This window comes from Flavobacterium daejeonense DSM 17708 (assembly GCF_000425425.1).
Lineage (GTDB): Bacteria > Bacteroidota > Bacteroidia > Flavobacteriales > Flavobacteriaceae > Flavobacterium > Flavobacterium daejeonense.
The window spans coordinates 174788-197468 of the sequence record NZ_AUDK01000004.1 but is presented as its reverse complement, the minus strand read 5'-3'; the positions used below and the strand labels follow the sequence as shown (position 1 = coordinate 197468).

Genomic DNA, 22681 nt, shown 5'->3' with positions numbered 1-22681 from the left:
TCCATTTCCTTCTATAAATGTTATAAAAAAACTCATTGAATTTGCTTTCAATGAGTTTTTTATTTTACTTGATCTGCATTATTTTTTCACTTCAAAAGGAGTCGAAGGCAATCCCTCTTTTGAAAATAAATTAGCCTCCGACGGATTATTATCCCAGGCATAACGAACAACTATCGGATTCTTTATATTTTTATTCCAAACTTCAACAGTATTCCCTGCTATTTTAGCTTTTGCCCAAACAAATTTTTTCCCATCATTGGAAATCGCAAATGATTTTAAATCTGTTCCATTTTTTACAACCAAACCCTTTCCTGTATTCTTAAAAGAAATTATCACCTTATTTTCCTCAAATACCGATTTTGCAGGCATCGGACTTGATGCATTTAAATTCTTTTCTCCATAGGCTATTTTTCGAGCCAGCAATGCCAAACGATTTCCAACATCTTCTTTGTTCAATGGATGAATATCATTCCATTCCCCTAAATCAATGGCAACAGCCATAGCCGTGTTAGGCATTTTCAAACTTTCAAATTGTGACTGTCTTAAAACAGCCCAATTACTTTCTCTTGGTTCCGGATAAGTTTCCATATAATTAGGCAATTGTACAAACAAGAAAGGAAAGTTTCCCTGTCCCCATTTTGTTCGCCAGTCTTCAATCAATACCGGTAAAGTTTTCGCATATAATTTTGGATTTCCCGCATTGGATTCACCCTGATACCACAACACTCCTTTAATTTTTAAATGGGTCAAAGGTGCTATCATAGCATTAAACAATCCTTCCGGCTTCCATCTTATAAAAGTTGGCCCTTTTAAGGGCTGCATGGCTACGCCTAACTTATATTTCCATTCTCCCTTTAAATCAATCGTATCCTTATTAACAGCCAGAAAATACGGTTTATCTTCTACAAATCCACCTCTTCCGGAATTGTTTATTACTCTAATAGAAATGGTGTTTTTTCCTTCTTTCAATACATCTGCATTTACATCATATCTACGTGGGGGATATTGATAACTCGTTGTCCCTATTAATTGATCATTTACATAAACAAAATCCTGGTCAACAATTCTACCCATAAACAACTTGGCTGGTTTTCCAACCATGGATTTTGGAACTTCAATTTCTCTTCGAAACCAAACTACACCATTGGTATTTCCAATAGAAGAATCAGCCCAATAACCCGGTATTTGCATCGTATTCCAATCTTTATCATAAGTTCCTGCTAAATCCCAATGATTTTCTAAACCCAAATCGGTTTTATTCAATAAATCATACCAGTCATCATTCCTTTTTTTATCACCAGATTCAATCTCTTTGATTAGCTCTTTATTTTTAAATTTCTGACTCTCCTTATAAGCTTCCGGAAAAGCCCTTAAAGCCCCCTCACTTAACCAGGATTCAATTGGAGAACCCCCTAAGGCTGAATTAATCAAACCAATAGGAATTTGCTCTTTTTCATATATTGCTTTAGCAAAAAAATAAGCCACTCCCGAAAACTCCAGCACTGTTTTTGGATTAGCCGAAACCCAACTTCCGGAATCTACATCCGACTTTTCTTCGTTAAAATCATATTTATCGGGAACCAAAAACTGTCGGATATTAGAATTGGAGGCGTTTTTAATCACCTCTCCATATTTTTCTTTCAGGCGCTCCATAGGCAATTCCATATTAGATTGTCCTGAACAAATCCAAACATCGCCAAACAAAATGTCTTTTACGATGACTTCATTACCAGCATTAAAAGTCATTTCGTAAGGACCTCCTGCCTTTTGAACAGGCAATTGAATAGTCCAATTTCCCTTTTCATCGGCTTTGGTAACATACTTTTTAGATTTAAATGTTAACTGAACAGATTCATTTGGCGAAGCCCAACCCCATAGTTTTACATTTTCATTTCTTTGCAAAATCAGCCCGTCACTTATCAATTTAGGCAATCTTATTTGAGCTTTAACTGCTCCTACTTGCACAAAAAATAATAGGATAATTACATTTTTGAATACTTTCATTACTTCGATTTTTTAGTTATTTCACAGTTAATAGTATTTCTGCCATTTTTGGCGCACCCAATTCAAAACTTCTTTTCATTGGACTGGAACCTCCTACATGAATTTTAAAATCTCCCGATTCTATCATTTTTGATCCATCCATTTTTACTATTTCAAAAGCTTTTGGTATCAACTGAAAAGATACTTCTTTAGATTCACCCGCTTCTAAGCTAATTCGTTTGACTGCATTCAATTGAAAATTAGGAACATCAACAGACGCTTTTAAATCGGATACATACAATTGCACTACTTCGTCTGATTTAACCTGACCTGTATTGGTCACTTTTACCGTTACAGTTACGTCCTCTTTTTTAGAAATTTTATTTTTAGAAATTTTAGCTTCACTATAAGTAAAATTAGTATAGCTCAACCCAAAACCAAAAGGATACATTGGGGCAACATTCATGTATTTATAAGTTCTGCCTTTCATCGAATAATCCTCAAAAGGAGGCAATTGATCTAAAGATTTTGGGAAAGTAATTGGTAATTTTCCAGAAGGAGCCACTTTTCCAAAAAGAATATCTGCGACAGCATTTCCTCCTTCTTCTCCGGGATACCAAACAAGCAAAACGGCATCAGCCAATTCCTGAACTTCGGCTAAATTCATCGGACTTCCGCCTGTTACAACAGCAACTATCGGATTTCTATTATCGGATTTTTTATTGGCTGTTTTTCTTAAATCTCTAAGATACGCTATTTGATTTTCAGGCAAATTATAATTCAATCTGTCTCCGGCTGAATTAGAATCAATCGAATCACCTTCCTCTCCTTCTAAAGTACTTGAAACCCCTAAAACCACAATCGTCACATCGCTGCTTCCGGCATTTCCGGTTGCATAATTAATCGGATTTATTGATGGTTTATTGAGCATCGCACCTAAGCGGTATTCTAATTGGCTCTCAGCACTAATTGCCGATGTAATTCCTTCCAAAATAGTTACCATATTTGGATTAATTCCATAATAATTTCCTAATAGTACCTCAATACTGGACGCATTTGGTCCTGTGACGAAATATCTTGGAAGATTGGTTTTTAGAGGTAAAACACCATTATTCTTTAACAAAACAATACTTTTTTGAGCCACTTCTTTTGCCAAAGCTCTATGATTGGCACTATTAACAACCTCATACGAAATAACATCATAAGGATTACTTCCCATTGGATCGAATAAACCTAATTTAAATCTTGTTTTCAAAAGAACTGCTAATTGCGCATCGATTTCTTTTTCACTCACCAAACCTAATTTCACCGCTTCTGACAAACCTGAAAAAGAACTCCCGCAATTTAAACTGATTCCGCTTTTTAAAACAAGTGCGGCAGCTTCGGCTTTGCTTTTAGAAACTCCATGACCACCATTATCTTTGGTTGTAAAAAAATCCTCAATCGCCCCGCAATCTGTAACAATATGACCCTTAAAATTCCATTGCTTTTTTAGTACGTCACTAATTAAATATTTATTGGCGCAACAAGGTTCACCGTTAGTACTATTATAAGCACACATTACCGATTCTACCTTTGCCTCTTCAACCAAAGATTGAAAAGCCGGCAAATAAGTTTCCCATAAATCTTTAGGTGTTGCCTCGGCATTAAAACCATGCCTCACTTTTTCAGGGCCGCTGTGAACGGCAAAATGTTTGGCGCAGGCCGCCGTTTTTAAATAATTTGGATTATCTCCTTGTAAACCTTTCACAAACGCTGTTCCTATTTGTGCAGTTAAAAACGGATCTTCCCCGTAAGTTTCCTGTCCGCGTCCCCATCTTGGATCTCTAAAAATATTAATATTAGGCGTCCAAAATGTCAATCCGCTATACCTTAAATGATTTCCTTTCGCTTTTGCTACATTATGCATGGCTCTGGCTTCATCAGAAATTGCACTGGAAACTTTGTATGCCAAATCGGTATCAAAAGTCGCCCTTAAACCAATAGCCTGCGGAAAAACAGTTGCAACTCCGGATCGCCCCACTCCATGTAAAGCTTCATTCCAATAATCATAAGGCGCTATATTGAGCCTTTTAATTTCCGGAGTACTATTCATCATTTGCTCAATTTTTTCTTCCAATGTTAATCTGGAAATTAAATCCTGTACGCGTGCATCAATTGGCAAAGAAGGATTATTAAACCTAAATAATCCATCATTTTTTGCCTTCAATTGTGCTTTACAAGGCAAAATGGTAAAAAACAAGAGTACCAAAACAGAATAACAACAAAATCTCTTCATAATTTAAATATTTTTTACTTTTTAATAAAAATCATTAGGAATATAAAAAAAATAACATAAAATTTTTTTATTATATTTCTATGCTTTACTTTTACGCAACCGATTGCAAATATAAAACAAAAAAAATTATAGCATCGAATAAAAAAATAAATTCATACGATCAATAGTATTTAATTAGCTAACCAAATGAACTCAATTAAATTATTTTTTATAAATATTCCTAAAAATCCAACTTTCCTATATGCATTGGTACTACTCTTTGGTATCCAGAAAACAATAGCCCAAACAGACTATAAATTGTGGCTTCAATATAATAAAGTTGTAAATTCAGAAAGAATAACCGAATACCAAGAAAAAAACAAAAATATTGTGACGATTGGGAATTCAGAAACAATTAAAATTGCCACAAAAGAATTACAGAATGCCTTCAAAAGTCTAATTAACAAAACAGTCCCGTTATCAAACAAAACAGCTGAATCAGCCAATATCATTCTTGCCAATCAGTCAAATTTATCACCGGAATTACTAGATCAAACAAAAACTGAATTACAGAAAATAAATAATGAAGGCTTTGTCATTAAAACAATTCAGTTAAAAAACAAACCTCAAATTTTAATTACTGCCAAGAAAGATATTGGTGTTTTATATGGTGTATTTCACTATTTACGATTACTTCAAACCAATCAATCCATCAATAATTTAGACATAATTGATTCCCCAAAAACAAAAGTTCGCATTTTGAATCATTGGGATAATTTAAACGAAACCGTAGAGAGGGGTTATGCAGGATCGTCTATTTGGAATTGGCAAAAATTACCCGACTTTATAGACCAACGTTATATTGATTATGCGCGTGCCAATGCTTCTATAGGTATCAACGGAACCGTTTTAAATAATGTAAATGCCAATGCATTGATATTAACCCCGCAATATTTAGAAAAAGTACAGGCTTTGGCCAATACTTTTAGACCTTATGGAATAAAAGTATATTTAACAGCTCGTTTTTCTGCTCCTATCGAAATTGGAAAATTAAAAACTGCTGATCCTTTGTCTTCTGAAGTTCAACAATGGTGGAAAGATAAAGCCAAAGAAATCTATAATTACATTCCTGACTTTGGAGGATTTTTAGTTAAAGCCAACTCTGAGGGACAGCCTGGACCACAAAATTATGGCAGAAATCATGTGGATGGAGCCAATATGCTTGCGGATGCCTTAGCTCCTTTTGGCGGTATCGTCATGTGGAGGGCTTTTGTATATTCTGAACACAATACCGATGACAGAGCCAAACAAGCCTATAGCGAATTTGTTCCTTATGATGGAAAATTTAGAGATAATGTAATCGTCCAGGTTAAAAACGGAGCAATCGATTTTCAGCCTAGAGAACCATTTCATCCATTATTCGGTGCAATGCCCAAAACTCCTTTAATGATGGAATTTCAAATCACTCAGGAATATTTAGGATTTAGTACGCATTTAGTATTTCTTCCAAAATTATTTCAGGAAACTTTAGAAGCAGATACCTTCAGCAAAGGGAAAGGTTCAAGTATTACAAAAATCATAGACGGTTCTTTAGATAATCATCAATTAACAGGAATAGCCGGGGTTGCAAACATTGGCAGTGACCTCAATTGGTGCGGACATCCTTTTGCTCAAGCCAATTGGTATGGATTTGGGCGTCTGGCCTGGAATCCAAACTTAGATTCAAAAACCATTGCAGATGAATGGTTGCGCATGACCTTTTCTAATGATGAAAAATTTGTTTTGCCTGTTCAAGAAATGATAATAAATTCCAGAGAAGCCGTTGTCAATTATATGACTCCTCTAGGTTTACATCATATTATGGATACAGGACATCATTATGGCCCAGGTCCCTGGGTGAGTAATTTATCCAGACCCGAATGGAATCCAGTCTATTACCATAAAGCCGATAAAAATGGAATTGGATTTGACCGTTCTTCAACCGGAAGCAATGCAACCGCACAATACGCTCCCGAAGTAGCAAAAGAATTTAACGATATAGCCAATTGTCCAGAAAAAAACTTATTGTGGTTTCATCATGTATCCTGGGATTATAAACTAAAAAATGGAGCTACACTTTGGAATTCCTTGGCACTAAAATATCAGGAAGGAGTAAATCAGGTGGCCAGTATGCAAAACACCTGGAACAAGATAAAACCTTATGTTGATGAACAACGTTTTCATGAAGTGGAAATGCTTTTAAATATTCAACACAAAGAAGCCAAATGGTGGCGTGATGCCTGTTTACTCTATTTTCAACAATATTCTGGTAAAGAATTACCTAATGGAGTTGAAAAACCGACACAAACCCTAGAGTATTTTGAATCACTCAAATTTCCATTTGCTCCGGGAAATAATTAATAAAAAACAGAATAGTACAAATTAGAATAAAGGATTGAAAAATAGAATGAACAACATAATCAAAAAATATAGCTTTTATACTTTATTGATAGTATTGATTTTGACTGTTCAGAACAACTATGCAATCAATCCTAATAAATATGTAACTAATTCAACTACAAAAGGAAGTTTTCCTATTGCAACCAAAGGTAAAATTGCCTCAATCTTAGTAAGTGATAATGATTTTGCGGGTGTTTTACGTGTTGCAGGACATTTAGAAAATGATCTTTATAATGTAACTGATTTGCACGCTAAAAAATTAGAAAACAAAAATCAGGAAACCGAAAATGTCATCATCATTGGTACACTCGGACATAGTACTATTATCGATCAATTAGCTAAAGCCGGAAAAATAAATGCCGCTGAACTAACTGGAAAATGGGAAAAATTCACCACTCAAATTGTAGAAAACCCAACAAAAAACATAAAAAGAGCTTTAGTAATAGCAGGTTCAGACAAAAGAGGAACAATTTACGGCATGTATGATTTATCAAATCAAATTGGTGTATCTCCCTGGTATTTTTGGGCTGATGTTCCTGTAAAAAAACAATCGGAATTACATGTTTTACCAGGGATTCATACTTTGGGTGTACCAAAAGTAAAATACCGGGGCATTTTTATCAATGACGAAGCGCCTGCTCTTACCGGTTGGGTTCGTGAAAATTATGGAAAATTCAATGCGAAATTTTACGACAAAGTTTTTGAGTTAATCTTAAGACTGAAAGGAAATTATTTATGGCCTGCTATGTGGAGTGAAAAGTTTTATGCAGATGATCCTCAAAACGGAATTTTAGCTGACGAATATGGTATTGTCATGGGAACTTCGCATCACGAACCATTAGCAAAAGCGCATGGAGAATGGAATAAGGCTGTTAATGGCGAATGGGATTTTAATAAAAATCCGGAAAGTTTAAAGAAATTCTGGACAGATGGAATCCAACGAATGGGGACTAAAGAAACACTGGTTACCATTGGTATGCGCGGCGATGGAGACGAACCTATGACCGAAGGTACTGCGATTGAACTTTTAGAAAAAATTGTAAAAACACAACGTGAAATCATTAGTAACGTAACCCAAAAACCTGCTGAAGAAACACCTCAAATTTGGGCTTTGTATAAAGAAGTTCAGGAATACTATGACAAAGGAATGCAAGTCCCGGATGATGTAACCTTATTACTATGTGATGACAACTGGGGTAATTTAAGAAAACTACCTGAATTGAATGCAAAGCCGCGTCAAGGAGGTTTTGGAATCTATTACCACTTTGATTACGTAGGTGGTCCCAGAAGTTACAAATGGATTAACACCAACCAAATTGAACGCACCTGGGAACAAATGCATCTCGCTTATGAACACGGAGCTGATAAAGTATGGATTGTAAATGTGGGTGATATAAAACCTATGGAATTTCCTATAGAATTCTTCTTAGATTATGCCTGGAATCCTGAATATTGGAATGCAGCTAATTTACAAGATTATTATACCCAATGGGCTACAGCGAATTTTGGTGCACAAAATGCCAATGCTATTGCTGAAATATTAAAAATGTACAGCAAGTACAATTCAAATCGAAAACCTGAACTATTAAATCCTTCAACCTATAGTTTAATTCATTATAACGAAGCCGAAAACATAGTGGCAAACTATAACGAATTGGTACAAAAAGCACAAGCAGTAAATGAAAAACTAAGTCCGGAATATAAAGATGCTTTTTATCAATTAGTATTTTATCCTGTCTTAGCAAGTGCTAATTTAAATGAATTGTATGTCACGGCAGCAAAAAACAATTGGTATGCCAGTCAGGGAAGAGCAGCTACTAATCAATATGCTGATAAAGTAAAAACATTGTTTAGCAAAGATGCTGAACTTTCTAACTATTACCAGAAAACAATGGCTAATGGAAAATGGAATCACATGATGTCCCAAACTCATATTGGCTATACCAACTGGCAGGATCCTAAAACCAATATAATTCCCGAAACTAAAACAATTGTAATTCCGGAAAAAGCCGAAATGGGAGTCGCTGTTGAAGGCAACACACAATGGTGGCCTAACTCCGGCGAAGCAGCCACATTAGCTGAATTAAGTACTTTTTCAAATAATAGCTCTTACATTGATATTTTTAACCGGGGAAGTAAAGCTTTTGATTTTAAAATTACATCAAAATCTAATTGGATACAGATTTCTAAAAGAAAAGGAACAATTGCTCAACAAGAACGTATCATCGTTAAAATAAATTGGAAAAAAGCACCTAAAGGCATTCAAACTTCAGAAACAATCATTTCAGGAGCAGGAAGAAAAATTCCGGTTACAATAACAACTAATAACCTCAGCAAAGATGGGATTCAGGGCTTTGCAGAAAACAATGGATATATCGTCATCAATGCCGAAAATTTTTCAAATAAATCAGAATCTCAGGATTTTAAATGGGAAGTGGTTGAAAATTTAGGTAAAAGTAATGCCGGAGTTATATCCTTACCAATTAAAAAAGGACGAGTAGAATTAACTCCAAACTCTCCTAAACTTACTTACAATGTCAATTTTCAACATTCTGGAAAAGTTAAAGTACAACTCTATTTTTCTCCAACCATAAACTATTCTACAAGAGAAGGATTTTACTATGGATTATCTTTTGACAACGAAAAACCTAGTCAAATAAATTATTCTTCAGAACCTAATATTTTTGATTATAACGGAAAAGTACCTAAATACTGGGATAAAAATGTGTCGGATAATATTAAAGTGATTACAACCGAATTTGATATTCAAGAGGGCAATCATACTCTAAATTATTTTAGAGTAGACGAAGGCTTAGTACTACAAAAAATTATAATCGAAACAGAAAAAAGCAATTTAAAGCAAAGTTATTTAGGTCCTCCTCAAAGTTTGAATATTAAAAATTAATCAAAAAATATAAAACATGAAATCAACCAAACCAATTTTACTCTTCTTCTCGGCAGTTTTTGCCTTAAGTAGCTGTAATAATAAAATCAATACTAAATTGACAACTACAGGCACTTCGCTTAAAGATGCTTTTAATGGCGATTTTTATATTGGAACCGCATTAGATGTCAATCAAATTGAGGAAAAAGACCCCAAGGTAACTCAGTTTATTTCAAAAGAGTTTAATGCCATTACCGCTGAAAACATCATGAAATCAATGTTTGTGCATCCGCAAAAAGATAAATTTGATTTTAAAACAACCGATAAGTATGTGGCTTTCGGAAAAAAACACAATATGTTTATTCACGGGCATACGTTGATTTGGCATAGCCAATTACCAAAATGGTTTTCTGAAATAAAAGACAGTGTCGAAATGAATGCCGCATTCGAAAACCACATTACTACCATTGTAAAAAAATACAAAGGTCTAATTAATTCATGGGATGTTGTTAATGAAGCAGTCAACGATGATGGAAGTTTAAGAAAATCGGTGTTTTTAAAAACACTTGGGGAAGATTTTATAGCTAAGGCATTCCAACTTGCAGCGGCAGCTGACCCTAAAGTTGATCTTTATTATAATGATTACAGCATGACAAATCCCGCAAAAAGAGAAGGTGTAATCAGAATGGTAAAAAAAATACAGGAAAAAGGAGTTAAAATTGACGGTATTGGCATGCAGGGACACTGGCATCTTGACAGACCTACAATTCAAGAAATAGAAAAAAGTATTCTTGCTTATTCCAGTTTAGGTGTAAAAGTTGCTATTACTGAACTTGATGTATCTGTATTACCTAGTCCTTTCGGATTACAGGGTGCCGAGGTAAGTCAACGATTTGAAAATAATGAAAAAATGAATCCTTATCCTAAATCATTACCAGATTCCATGCAGGTTAAACTTGCACAACGCTATGAGGATATCTTTAAACTATTTCTGGAACACAAAGACAAAATAAGCAGAGTTACCTTCTGGGGAGTCAATGATACCCAGTCCTGGTTAAATGATTTCCCGATTAGAGGAAGAACTGATTATCCTCTGTTATTTGATGCTAATTTACAGCCAAAGAAAGCCTATTATCAAGTATTAAGTTTAAAACAAAAAAACAAATAAATAACTTTCATGAATACGACTTCACAAAAATTATCCATAAAAGAAAAAATAGGATATAGTCTGGGTGACTTAGCTGCCAATTTGGTTTTCCAAACCTTAATGACTTATCTGGCTTATTTTTATACCGATATTTACGGATTATCCCCTACTGATTCCTCGATAATTATGCTTATTGTTGGATTGATAGCTGCATTTATTTTTAATCCGGTTATTGGTGCCATTGCTGACAGAACCAATTCAAAATGGGGAAAATTTCGTCCCTGGATTTTATGGACTTCGGTTCCTTTAGGAGTGGTAGCCTTATTGGCTTTTAGCACACCAAATTTTGCTTATCAGGGAAAAGTAATTTATGCTGTAATAACCTACTCCTGTTTGTTATTGCTATATGCTGCCAATAACTTGCCCTATTCGGCCTTAAGTGGCGTAATTACCGGAGAAATGGCGGAGCGAAACAGCTTATCCTCGTACCGGTTTGTTGCGGTAATGTTTGCTCAGTTTTTTGTGCAGGTATTCATGCTAGGAATTATCAAAAGTGCCGGAAATGGCGATAAAGCAATCGGTATTGAAAAAGTAATGACCATTCTGGCTATTGTGGGAACTATCATGCTTTTAATTACTTTTTTCACCACAAAAGAGCGTATTGTTCCTAAACCAGAACAAAAATCAAGTGTTAAAGAAGATTTAGGCGATTTAGTAAAAAACAAACCCTGGGTCATTATGCTCCTGCTTACAACATTAGTATTTATTACACTGGCTTTAAAAGGAGGTTCTTATGTTTATTATTTTGAAAATTATGTTGACAAGGAACAACTGACTTTATTTATCAAACCTATTTTGGATGTACTCTCCACTGTTGGTTTAAACCATTTTGGTGACGATCCTATCTCGTCCGGATTCGGATTATTTAACGCCGGTGGCATTATTTTTATGATTGTTGGAATAACCTTGTCAAAAAAATTAGCAGACAAATATGGTAAAAGAGATATTTTCAGATTCTTTCTTTTTATATCAACACTATTTATCATTGCTTTTTATTTCTATCCTCCGCAATCGGTTTCATTGATGTTTTTATCCCAAATTTTCCATGGTTTTTTCTATGGAATTACTATTCCTGTTTTATGGGCGATGATTGCCGATGTGGCTGATTTTTCGGAATGGAAAACAAACCGTCGTGCCACAGCCATTATTTTTTCAGCGATGATGGTAGGTTTAAAAACTGGTTTAAGCATTGGAGGAGCTTTAACCACATCGCTATTAGGAATTTTTAATTATATCCCTAATTCATTACAACAACCGGAAAGTGCCGTTAATGGAATAAAATTATTAGTCAGCATCTTTCCTGCCATTCCATTCCTGCTGGGAGTTGGTTTACTGTTTTTCTATGAAATTGATAAAAAAATGGAAATCCAAATCGAATCGGAATTAAAACAACGAAGATCTTAATAATCACATAAACACTAATACAAAAACTAAAATTATGCCTGAAGAAAGTATCGAACATATCGACTTTAAAGAATTAGAACAAAATGCGATTTCTCAGCCATTAGTATCTCATATTTACACTGCTGATCCTTCTGCTCATGTATTCAATGGTAAAATATATATTTACCCTTCTCATGATATTGATGCCGGAATTGCTTTCAATGACAATGGCGATCATTTTGGAATGGAGGATTATCATGTCTTCTCCATGGATTCTATTACATCTGAAGCAAAAGACAACGGACTTACATTGCATGTAAAAGATGTTCCATGGGCTGAACGCCAAATGTGGGCTCCGGATGCCGCACACAAAAATGGAAAATACTACCTTTATTTTCCTGCTAAACGTGCCAATGGAATTTTTCAAATTGGTGTCGCCATAAGCGATTCACCAACAGGACCTTTCATTCCTGAAAAGGAAGCTATAAAAGGAAGCTATTCTATTGACCCAGCTGTTTTTGAAGATGAAGAGGGAAAATATTATATGTACTTTGGAGGGATTTGGGGAGGTCAGCTTCAAAAATACAGAAATAATAAATATGCCGAAGAAAATGAAGAACCAACAGATTATCAGTCTGCTTTAGGTCCAATAGTGGCTCGACTTTCAGATGACATGAAAGAATTTGATGAAGAACCACGAGAAATCAAAATTTTAGATAAAAATGGTCAAGAAATTCTAGCCGGAGATCACGAACGCCGCTTTTTTGAAGGTCCGTGGCTTCATAAATACAAGGGGAAATACTATTTTTCATATTCAACCGGAGACACTCATTACATTTGTTATGCCACAGGCGATAGTCCTTATGGACCTTTTACTTATCAAGGAATTATTTTAGAACCTGTTATAGGATGGACTACCCACCACTCTATTTGTGAAGTTGACGGAAAATGGTACTTATTTTATCATGATTCAAGTCTTTCAAAAGGGATTACCCATCTGAGATCTATTAAAGTTACCGAGATAAACTACAACGAAGACGCGACGATACAAACAATTAATCCCTATAAAAATGAGGATTAAAAGAATCCTGTCTGACCTGTAAAAAGGCTCTTTACAGGATCATAAAAAAATTTAAAACAGTGGTAAATTTTTATTTACTACTGTTTTTTTTTGCAGGTTCGCTTTATTTTATCAATCCCTGAAAAAAAGTTTTCAAAATAATTAAAGTAAAATACGAATCAATTACTGCTTTTAAATTTTTATAAATCATCTTGCCAAAAAAAGGGCAAAAAAAAGCTGTCCAAAAAAATCAAGACAGCTCTTCAAAGGGCTATTTTGGTTGATTGGTTTCTTTTTTAATTACTCATAATTTTTTTAATTTTTAAATAATAGATTGATTTTTTAAAATAATAACAGAAAACTCCGAATTAGTACTGAGTTTTACAAAATCCTATCTTACATTAAGATTTTAATGACTTAGTTGATTTTCTTTTTTAGATAATCAAACAGCATTTTGCTAATTAAATCAAGAGCATTTTTTAGTTACATAACTTCATTGTTTCAGCATACTCTTTAAACCATTTATATACCGGATTAGCACAGGCTTGTGGATCATTATCATAAGCAATACCTCCGATAATAGAACCTCTATCGATAAGATTTTCAGGTGATAAAACATTCCAGCTTACATTTCCGGATTCATCAGTAATAACTTTAAAATTAGCGCCAAAACCCCATCCTTCTGCAGTTCCGGTCACTCCTCCTTTTCCCCATACAGGATATTTATCAGGTCCCCAGTCAATTTCTGTAATTGCAATTGGAGCAATATCTGCTACCGGTTTAATATTTTCATTCCAATTGGCTCTAAAAACCGCAGGATCATTATTATCTTTTCCCCAATATCCGGGATAAATATGAACCGCATAACCAATATTAGTACCTGAAATTGGGTTCACTGCATAACCTTTGTACTGAGACTGCCATCCGGAACCCGGAATCCACAGTATATTATTAGCTCCATTTGCCCGAATCATATCTACTATAGGTTGGAAAAACAATTTTAACTGATCAAAATGAGCCTGAGTATTGGCTCCATAAGTCTCATCCGGAAGTTTTATTCTAATTGGCTCATTTGCCAATTCAAACATCACATGATCGGCATTTTTTAAGGACGGATGTTTCGATATATAATCCCAAATCACTTTTAAATAATCGTGATAAGCATCTCCAACTCCTATTTTATCAGGGCAAACACCAGGTGGACGTAAAATAATATACATTCCTCTTGTTTTTGCATGAGCTATAAGCGGAAGAATCACTTTGTCTATAGCGTCCTTAAAACGGTCGATATTAAATTGCGAAATATCATTTTCCTGAATACCTGAAACTCCTTGATTATTTGTCCAATAAGGATCAATATGTAAACGAACATAATTAAGATACCAACCTTGTTTTGCATCAGATAATTTATCCATTATTGCTTTATTATAGGATAAACATCCAGCCACATCATAATTGTTCCAACGCCATTCACCCACAGCGCCTCCGTTAAACCAAGGACTTGGAGTCATGGCTACTCCATGTAACTTAACAATATTGCCACAGGGATCTTTTAAATATTTTCCTTCCACTTTTAATTTAGGTGTCGCTAATGGCCATGTAACAGTTTCTTCGGCGGGTACTTCTTTTATAGGTTTTTTTGAAGTTGGAGCTTCATCCTTTGAACAGGAAAACAGGAATAAACAAACAAGTTGAATACTCAATAACTTATATAATTTCATTGGGTTTCATTTTTAAATTAAAAAACCTTTGGACGTAATTAAAAAAATAAGTACGCCCAAAGGGTAAACTCAAACTAACTATTTATGATTGCTTTTAAATAATAATAACGTTTTACTATTTTTATTATTTTGAAGACTTAAGACCTTCGGCAAAACCAACATAAGCAGGTTTACGCGTGTAATTTAAATCCCAAAGTCCAATTGGTTCTCCTCCTCGCCATGATGAATTGGCTGGACTGTCTGTCGCTGCCCATTGCGTGATACCGTAACGCTGAGCAGCTGGTACAATATCAAAATAAGCTTCTACTATCTGTTTGTAAAAATCTGACATCTGTTGTAGTTGAGCAGCAGTAACATTTTCAGTTTTTACGGTGACTCCTCCTACTTTGATTCCCATATCAAGTTCTGATATTTTTACTAGTTTGCCTGTTGCTGCTAATTTTGTCAACATTGTTCTAATTCTCTCAATTGTAGTTTCGCCCAAAGTTACATGCATCTGAGTACCTATACCGTCAACTATTTGTCCTTTACTTTCAATATAATTGACATACTGAATAAGACCGTCACATTTATCACCGCTACCTTCAAGACCGTAATCGTTGATAAAAAGTATATCATTAGGATTTCCGTACAATCTGGCTAGTCTAAAAGCTTCCACCGCATAATCTTTGCCTAAATAATCCTGCCAGTAGAATTCATCAGCAGCCATATTGGTTTTACCAACACCTGTTTTTAATTCAAATTGATTGGGCCAATCTGACATTGGCTCATTGACAACATCCCAGGCTTTTACATACGTTTTACAATTAGTAACCATTCCGCTTATCCATTTATCAAGTGCTTCAGTAATAATAGCTTTCTTCTCTTCAGGTGTTTTCTCTTGTGTTTGAATACTACCTGTAGCATTATATTTTTCAATTTTTATATTGTCATAATAAAAACTAGTAGCGAACTTCCCTAGATTAAAAGCTATTGTATTACAGTCTTTCATTTGTTCTATTACTGTAATCTCTTTAGTATAAGTTGTCCATGTTGTTGTATAAGGAACTGAACCAAAGAAATCCCAATGTCTATAACCACCGGGGTTAAATTGTGCCTGTGTAGGAGAAGAAGCTACATCATCAGCTCGCACATCCATAGTAAGCCTGTATTTCTCACCCACTTGCACGGCCGGAGAAAACTTTATGTAAAGCTGTGCATCCCATTCATTAGTACGAACACTGGCATTGGTTAATTTAAGTGCTCTGCCTGTACCGTTTGCCCCTTGACCAGCAGCAGTATAGCTTGAAGTTAAACCTGAATTAATCTGATAATTGGAACTATTATCGGTCTCAAAATTATTTTCCATTATCAAATCCCAACCTGGACCTGTTGTTGATAAAACATCCGGAGCAATCAATTTATTGAGATAGGTCGCATTTTGATTGGCATGCCAACAAAGTGTATGACCAAAAACGGAAACATTAGCCTCCTGAGCTGTTTTTAATAACTTATTGACATTGTCAAGATTAAGACTCCCATCTGCCTGAACTATTGCACCATGTTTCATTTCGTAACCCAAAGTAATCTCATCAAAATTTCTATTGGCTAATCTATACATAAGGCTTTTACTTGTATAATCATTCAAAGAAATTCCCAGCCCTAATTTAAAATTAGGGTTAGCCTCTCTGTCAACGTAAGTTTTTAAATCCGCATAAGCATCAATATCTTCCTGATTAGCAATAGTAACCGGTTTTTCAACGTCATATGAAAGTACATGTGACTCAGTACAGGATGCTAATGATAGTAGCAACACTGCAAAAGGGATAATTTTATATGTTTTTTTCATTTTGTTCATTTTTTTAGATAAAAAATTACTTAAGAACAGGATTAAACACCTCTACTTTAACACCTCTGTCACGTAATACCAGAGTATCTTTTGTAGCAACATTAAAATCTGCTAAATTAACCGTGTAATCAAGATAAAGTGCATCTCTGTCTTTAGACCCCCAACTATTTTTCTCTCCTTTTTTAACAAATTTTCCTGTACCGGTAGCTGTATAGCTACTTGGATTAGAAGAAGAAACAGTACAATTACCTGCTTCATCAAAAGAAAGTATTAATTTACAATTGATATTATTGCCTCCAGCATCTTTATAGACAACAGGAAAATCAATATTGGTTAGTGATAAAGTATTAATTTTAAATACCTCATCTTTTTCTACATAAGTCTGATGTCTAACAATTGTTTTATTTAATGAAGTATTTCCATTATTACCAACTATAACATCTTTTCCTCTTCGCAAATAAAAACCATCCCAAGGATTAACATACTTTATGGCATAAAATATAAAATCCTTTGGAGCAACTGACCAATCAGAAGCTATAGCTCGGTTAGGATTTGCAACTAATTCCTTGCCTGATAAAATAGTATCGGCATTAATCACGTTAGTCATTCTAAGAGGAATCACATAGGTGTTTTTTATAGCAAGTGGATCTGCAAAAAAAGCATCAGTCAATTGAACATCTACCCCACCTGTAATTTGTCCTTTGGAAATAACTATTTTGTCTGATGATAGTGAATAATAATTACTAGGCATAGCAACAATCTCAGCACCTGCCGCTTTAAACAGCAATCCGGTTGTTAATGGATTAGCAACTTCAACATCAATAGTAACATTTTTATCATTACTATATACACCTCCCAAAGTTGCCATGATTCTGCATTTGTGCTCATTATCCATAGAGGTATCAAAAACATCCTCACCCAGGGTTATTGTTCTAACCGGAAATTGATAAGCAAAGTAAACAGACTGGTAATCAAAATTATCAAACACCACATCTTCATTTGAACAAGATGTTAAAGTGATGAATAAAATTGTGAACATTAAAAATATCTTATTTTTCATTTTCTTTTGATATTATATTAAAAATAAATAGCACTATATAAGTTTATAAAGCTTACCATCCTTTATTCTGAATCAAAGCGTTAAACTTCAGCGTTTCACTATATGGTATTGGACCATAGAACATATCATTAGTAAAAACTCTATTCTCTACAGAAGGAATTTTAGTATATGTAGGAGAAGCTGTAGTACCTTGAATATCCATACCTTGAGCTGATTCGTTTAAGTTTAATTTCCATCTGCGTAAATCCCAAAAACGGTATCCTTCAAAACATAATTCTAAACGACGTTCATTTCTTATTAACTCACGCATTGCATCTTTGTCTGATTTAATAGATTCTAAATAATTATCCGGTTGCGTAATACCTGCACGTTTTCTAATTGCTTTAATTACATCATAAGCTGAAAAACCATAACTAGCTGTTGCTAAAGGCCCCCAAGCTTCATTGGCTGCTTCGGCATAAATTAAATACAATTCGGTGTAACGCATACGAGGTCTATAATGTCTTTGACTAGTTGTTGAATTAGGATTCAAATTCACGTCCTGTCTTAATAGTTTTTTCATATAATAACCCGTTCTTGTCGATGTTTCCACCTTATTTAATGCATCGTTAGTAGTTCCGTTACTGGCAGTTGTAATAACTGTTGAACTTACCCCGGCCACATCCTGATTCACTAAAATAAAATGTTTTAAACGTGGGTCACGATTTGCATAAGGATTAGCTGAATTGTAATTACTTAACGCATTCGTGATTGGATACCCATTGACTGCAGGGAAAGCATCCACTAAATTTTGGGTAGGATTGACACGTCCTCTACCATAAAGTGTAGGAGGAAAATTATCAGCCTCTAAATTATTACTATTAGCAATATCTGTTCTCCAAACTACTTCTTTTGAATTTACTCCTGTACCTAGTGCCGCAATTTCTGCGGTATTTTTATACCAGGTTAAACCTGTAGGATCTATACCTGCAATACCTCCATTAAGAACTAATAATTCTCCTGCTGAATTAGCGGCAGCAGCCCAATTAGCAGAGTTTCCACTATTGAATGCCGGACTGGCAGCTAATAGTGCAGCCTGAGCTTTAACAAACATCACTATTCTTCCGCTCATTCTTTGTCTGGCAAGATCTCCAAAAACTCTATTGTAATCATTTAAATTATCATAACCCGGAGGTAAACTGGTTGCTAATTCAAAATCCAAAGGAAGAAGTTCTCTTGCTTTGGTAACATCACTATAAATTTGATCCATGCATTGTTGAAATGTATTACGTGGAATATTAAAATTAGAAGCAGATGTTTCGGGCTCTAATAAAATAGGGACACCTAATAACTCGTTCCCTTCTGTTATCCCAGCATGAGCCTGTAATAAGTAATACATATACAAGGCGCGTAAACCATAGGCTTCTCCTTTCAATCTTTGCGCAAACAGTTTACTAACATTTTCATCTTTAGCCCAAGTCACTTTATCCGCTTCAGCAAGAAAAATATTGATATATTGAATAGCTGCTTTTGAGTTTGTCCATTGATCTAATGGATTAAAATTAGCAGCCCATTGTCCCGTAGCAATCTTACGATAATTATTGGCTACATCATTTGAAACAGCGTCATCCGTTGCTACATCACTAAAAGACCAACCGTTTCCTGGGAGTCTCGTATATGCATTCAGTAGAATTCCTTGTGCAAATTCTGCTTCAGCATACATATCATCAATCCCCCTATTATTTTCAATAGCCGGCTCTATAAGATCATCACAACTAACAAAAGTAAAGATGACCGATAATAATATTAGAAAAGTTTTTTTCATATCATTTATTATTTAATGATTTGTTATTTTAAAATAAAGCTTTCAAACCTAAATTGAAAAATCTGGTTTGTGGAGCTATTCCAACATTGAGTTCCATTGTTTCACGTTCAGGAGATATTGTCAACAAATTAGCACCATTTACATAGACCCCTAATTCATTGATAAATGAATTTTGAATCATTTTCTTTGGAAAATCATAGCTAACCTGAACTCTGGCTAAGTCTATTCTATTGGTACTATAAATCCAAAAATCTGATGAACGATAATTATTATCGCTTGTGGTTGTAGTTAATCTTGGATAAGTAGCTGTAGCTTGATTTTCAACTGTCCAGCTATTTCTAACCATAACTGAATATTTATCTTCTCCATCTATCCAAAAATAAGAATTGTTCTTCATAGCGTGAGCTCCAAACTGCCCCGTTGCTAAGGCAAAAAATGTCAAGTTTTTCCATTTAGCCGTAAAATTAACACCTCCCGTAAATGGAGCTCCACTCCAACCTCCTTTACCTAAATAAACCTCATCCTGAGCATTAATAATACCATCTCCATTTTGATCTTTGTATTTAATATCACCTGGTTTAACTTGTCCAAATGATGGTGTTGCATGATTAACAATATCTTGAGCGTCTGTATAAAAACCTTCATTTTTAAGTCCCCAAATTGCATCTAAAGGCTTCCCTTGTCTGTTTTGATATTGATCTTCAAACTGTTCTGCTCTTTTTGAAGCTTTAGTGTCATAATAATTTCCTGCTATTCCTAAAGACAAATCCACTTCTCCAACTCTTTTATTAACTCTCACATTAAAATCAAATCCAATTCGCTTATCATCATTGTAATTGATAAACGGAATGAAAGAAGAATTTGGAAAACCCGTAGTAAAATAATTAGGATATAAAACATTAGCCTGTATTACATTTCCCTTAATCTTATTAGCAAAGAACGAACCGTTAAAAGTGATTAATTTATTAAGAAATGATGCTTCTATACCTGCATTGATTTCCTCTCTTTTAGCATAAGTAAGTGCTAAATTTTCCCCTCTTCTTGAATCTGTACTTCTGTTTAAAGCACCATCTCTCCAACTAAACCAGGCTCCATCTGTTTGAGAATAGATACTTTCATACAAATAATAATTAGAAACATCTAAATCTGTATTTAAAATACCTGCAGATACAGTAAGTTTTAAATTATCCAGAGCAGACCAGTTTTTCATGAAATTCTCTTTACTCAATCTCCATCCTAAAGATAATACCGGAGAAGTTGCATTTCGCTTCGTTTCAGCAAACTTAGCAGAATGAACCAATGCTTCACTAAATTCTACATAATACTTATTCGCATAATTATAACTTAAATTAAGTCCTAAATTAGCATTACTTACTTTGTGATATACTTCAGAAATTGATTGTTGAAATCCATTAGCAATTAACATTCCTGAAAAATTATGAACTTCATTAATCTTTTTGACATAATCAAACTGACCTGAAAATGCCAACGTTTGCTGATAAGCACTATTAGAAATATTTTGAACTCCTGATTTAGCATCTTCTCCAAATTTAGTTAAAGAAGTAATTTGATCAAATCCGGCATAGGTATTCCAATTAGCCTGATAAACGGCATAAGTATTGTTAAAGGATTGATTATATGAAGTTTCGTAATCTACAGCAAATTTAGAATGAAAAGATAAACCATTAATAAAACTATTCAGCTTTGCATCAATACCTGTATTAAACTGGAACTGACGATTCGTATAAGTATTATACCCCCCAGCATAAATAGCCGAAAATGAATTATTTAAATCCAACTGTGTACCCCCTAGTAAATATTTACCGTCAATAATATTGTTACTATTATTCACAATAGTCTGTGAAGCATCATCCCCTTCTTCAAGCATATCGATAGGTATTAAAGGAGTAAAACGATGAGGTCTTGTAGTTGCTGCACTATTCCAATAATCAGTATTTACACCTCTACCATTATAATAAATAGCATTAGTACCAATTGAGGCTGAAATGAAATCATTAATTGCCAAATCTACATTTCCTCTTATGTTAAAACGACTGGTATTATTATTTTTAGCTTCTCCAAAATCCAATAATTCTCCTGCTCTGGAAAAATTAACTACTGTATAATATTGGGCTATATTATTTCCCCCTTTAATTTCAACATTAGCATCATACCTTTGAGAAAAATCCTTTAAATATTTAGAAGAATAATAATCTGTATCGGCATATCTGTAAGGATTATTTCCTGAAGCATAATTATAAATCGTTTCATCCGAATACAATGGTGATAAACCATCATTCATACGAGCCTGATTGTAATATTTCATGTACTCTGCTGACCCCAGATATTTAGGAAATCTTTTTGCTACATCAATCCCTGCATTAGCTCTGACGCTGATTTGTTGTTTTTGAATTTTCCCTTTTTTTGAAGTAATATAGATAACCCCTTTAGCAGCACGGCTTCCGTATAAGGCTACTGCAGCAACCCCTTTCAAAAAAGTTACCTGTTCAATCTCTACAGGTAAAATAGAACCTGCACTACGAGGAATACCATCTACTAATACCAAATAACCACCTGTTCCCCAAATATTTCCACCATTAAATCCTCCAACAAAAGTTTGCAAACCATCTAAACTGTAAGTGGTATAATTTTTTTCTAAAATATCCGGTAAGTTAACATAAGATACTCCTCCTAAAAGATCCGATTCCTGAACTTTCTTAAAAGCAACTTGAACTTGCTGACTCTTATCCAGCACTAAACTCATTTTTTCAGATGTAACAACAACTGATTTTGTAATATAACCCGTTGCATTTATTAATAATTTTGAATTCACAGGCACACTAAGTAAAAATTTACCTGTAAAATCAGTAGTTGTTGAAATATTATCTTTTTCACTAACCAGAGTAGCTCCTATAATTGGCTTCCCTTCAGCACTCTTTACAATACCATTGACATCAATTGTACGAACAGCCTGAGCAATTAGAATTGTAGGAGAAAAAGCAATAATCAAAAAACATAACACTATTCTTAGTTGTATATATCTCATTATTTTCTA

12 protein-coding genes are annotated in these 22681 nt (G+C 34.4%); 5 read left to right on the top strand and 7 right to left on the bottom strand.

Features of this window, described 5'->3' with window-relative positions; all coding sequences use genetic code 11:
• Positions 1-78 precede the first annotated feature (78 nt).
• On the bottom strand, positions 79-2004 hold the full coding sequence (locus H599_RS0105465) for a sialate O-acetylesterase (protein WP_081810514.1): 1926 nt from the start codon (positions 2002-2004) through the stop codon (positions 79-81).
• Positions 2005-2020: 16 nt separating this feature from the next.
• Entirely contained in the window at positions 2021-4261 is a 2241-nt protein-coding gene (locus H599_RS0105460) for a glycoside hydrolase family 3 C-terminal domain-containing protein (RefSeq protein WP_026713206.1), read from the bottom strand.
• 186 nt (positions 4262-4447) lie between these two features.
• Between H599_RS0105460 and H599_RS0105455 the strand changes: the two genes are divergently transcribed.
• From H599_RS0105455 to H599_RS0105435, 5 genes are read left to right on the top strand one after another with little or no spacing between them, the layout of a single operon-like run.
• Complete coding sequence (locus H599_RS0105455) at positions 4448-6640, top strand: alpha-glucuronidase family glycosyl hydrolase (RefSeq protein WP_026713205.1); 2193 nt, start codon at positions 4448-4450, stop codon at positions 6638-6640.
• Positions 6641-6686: 46 nt separating this feature from the next.
• Positions 6687-9584, top strand: a complete 2898-nt coding sequence (locus H599_RS0105450; RefSeq protein WP_035141208.1) for a glycosyl hydrolase 115 family protein — start codon at positions 6687-6689, stop codon at positions 9582-9584.
• Between the two features lie 16 nt (positions 9585-9600).
• A complete protein-coding gene (locus H599_RS0105445) occupies positions 9601-10731 on the top strand; it encodes an endo-1,4-beta-xylanase (protein WP_026713203.1) in 1131 nt (376 codons plus the stop codon).
• A gap of 9 nt (positions 10732-10740) precedes the next feature.
• Positions 10741-12174: an MFS transporter gene (locus H599_RS0105440; protein ID WP_026713202.1), complete on the top strand. Its 1434-nt coding sequence runs from the start codon at positions 10741-10743 to the stop codon at positions 12172-12174.
• 34 nt (positions 12175-12208) lie between these two features.
• Positions 12209-13234, top strand: a complete 1026-nt coding sequence (locus H599_RS0105435; protein ID WP_026713201.1) for a glycoside hydrolase family 43 protein — start codon at positions 12209-12211, stop codon at positions 13232-13234.
• 458 nt (positions 13235-13692) lie between these two features.
• Here H599_RS0105435 and H599_RS0105425 read toward each other — a convergent pair whose 3' ends face one another.
• From H599_RS0105425 to H599_RS0105405, 5 genes are all read right to left on the bottom strand, one after another.
• Positions 13693-14934: a cellulase family glycosylhydrolase gene (locus tag H599_RS0105425; RefSeq protein WP_026713200.1), complete on the bottom strand. Its 1242-nt coding sequence runs from the start codon at positions 14932-14934 to the stop codon at positions 13693-13695.
• Positions 14935-15058: 124 nt separating this feature from the next.
• Positions 15059-16762, bottom strand: coding sequence for an endo-1,4-beta-xylanase (locus H599_RS0105420; protein ID WP_081810517.1), 1704 nt, complete (start codon positions 16760-16762; stop codon positions 15059-15061).
• A 25-nt stretch (positions 16763-16787) separates the two neighbouring features.
• Positions 16788-17822, bottom strand: coding sequence for a DUF5627 domain-containing protein (locus H599_RS0105415; RefSeq protein ID WP_026713198.1), 1035 nt, complete (start codon positions 17820-17822; stop codon positions 16788-16790).
• A 52-nt stretch (positions 17823-17874) separates the two neighbouring features.
• Positions 17875-19626, bottom strand: coding sequence for a RagB/SusD family nutrient uptake outer membrane protein (locus tag H599_RS0105410; protein ID WP_026713197.1), 1752 nt, complete (start codon positions 19624-19626; stop codon positions 17875-17877).
• Between the two features lie 28 nt (positions 19627-19654).
• On the bottom strand, positions 19655-22672 hold the full coding sequence (locus H599_RS0105405; protein WP_026713196.1) for a SusC/RagA family TonB-linked outer membrane protein: 3018 nt from the start codon (positions 22670-22672) through the stop codon (positions 19655-19657).
• Positions 22673-22681 lie beyond the last annotated feature (9 nt).

Excerpts from the sequence above, each read along its gene's own strand:
- H599_RS0105445 (WP_026713203.1), top strand. The coding sequence starts at position 9,601 with ATGAAATCAACCAAACCAATTTTACTCTTCTTCTCGGCAGTTTTTGCC.
- H599_RS0105415 (WP_026713198.1), bottom strand. The coding sequence starts at position 17,822 with ATGAAAAATAAGATATTTTTAATGTTCACAATTTTATTCATCACTTTA.
- H599_RS0105420 (WP_081810517.1), bottom strand. The coding sequence starts at position 16,762 with ATGAAAAAAACATATAAAATTATCCCTTTTGCAGTGTTGCTACTATCA.
- H599_RS0105405 (WP_026713196.1), bottom strand. The coding sequence starts at position 22,672 with ATGAGATATATACAACTAAGAATAGTGTTATGTTTTTTGATTATTGCT.
- H599_RS0105435 (WP_026713201.1), top strand. The coding sequence starts at position 12,209 with ATGCCTGAAGAAAGTATCGAACATATCGACTTTAAAGAATTAGAACAA.
- H599_RS0105450 (WP_035141208.1), top strand. The coding sequence starts at position 6,687 with ATGAACAACATAATCAAAAAATATAGCTTTTATACTTTATTGATAGTA.
- H599_RS0105465 (WP_081810514.1), bottom strand. The coding sequence starts at position 2,004 with ATGAAAGTATTCAAAAATGTAATTATCCTATTATTTTTTGTGCAAGTA.
- H599_RS0105410 (WP_026713197.1), bottom strand. The coding sequence starts at position 19,626 with ATGAAAAAAACTTTTCTAATATTATTATCGGTCATCTTTACTTTTGTT.
- H599_RS0105455 (WP_026713205.1), top strand. The coding sequence starts at position 4,448 with ATGAACTCAATTAAATTATTTTTTATAAATATTCCTAAAAATCCAACT.
- H599_RS0105440 (WP_026713202.1), top strand. The coding sequence starts at position 10,741 with ATGAATACGACTTCACAAAAATTATCCATAAAAGAAAAAATAGGATAT.
- H599_RS0105460 (WP_026713206.1), bottom strand. The coding sequence starts at position 4,261 with ATGAAGAGATTTTGTTGTTATTCTGTTTTGGTACTCTTGTTTTTTACC.
- H599_RS0105425 (WP_026713200.1), bottom strand. The coding sequence starts at position 14,934 with ATGAAATTATATAAGTTATTGAGTATTCAACTTGTTTGTTTATTCCTG.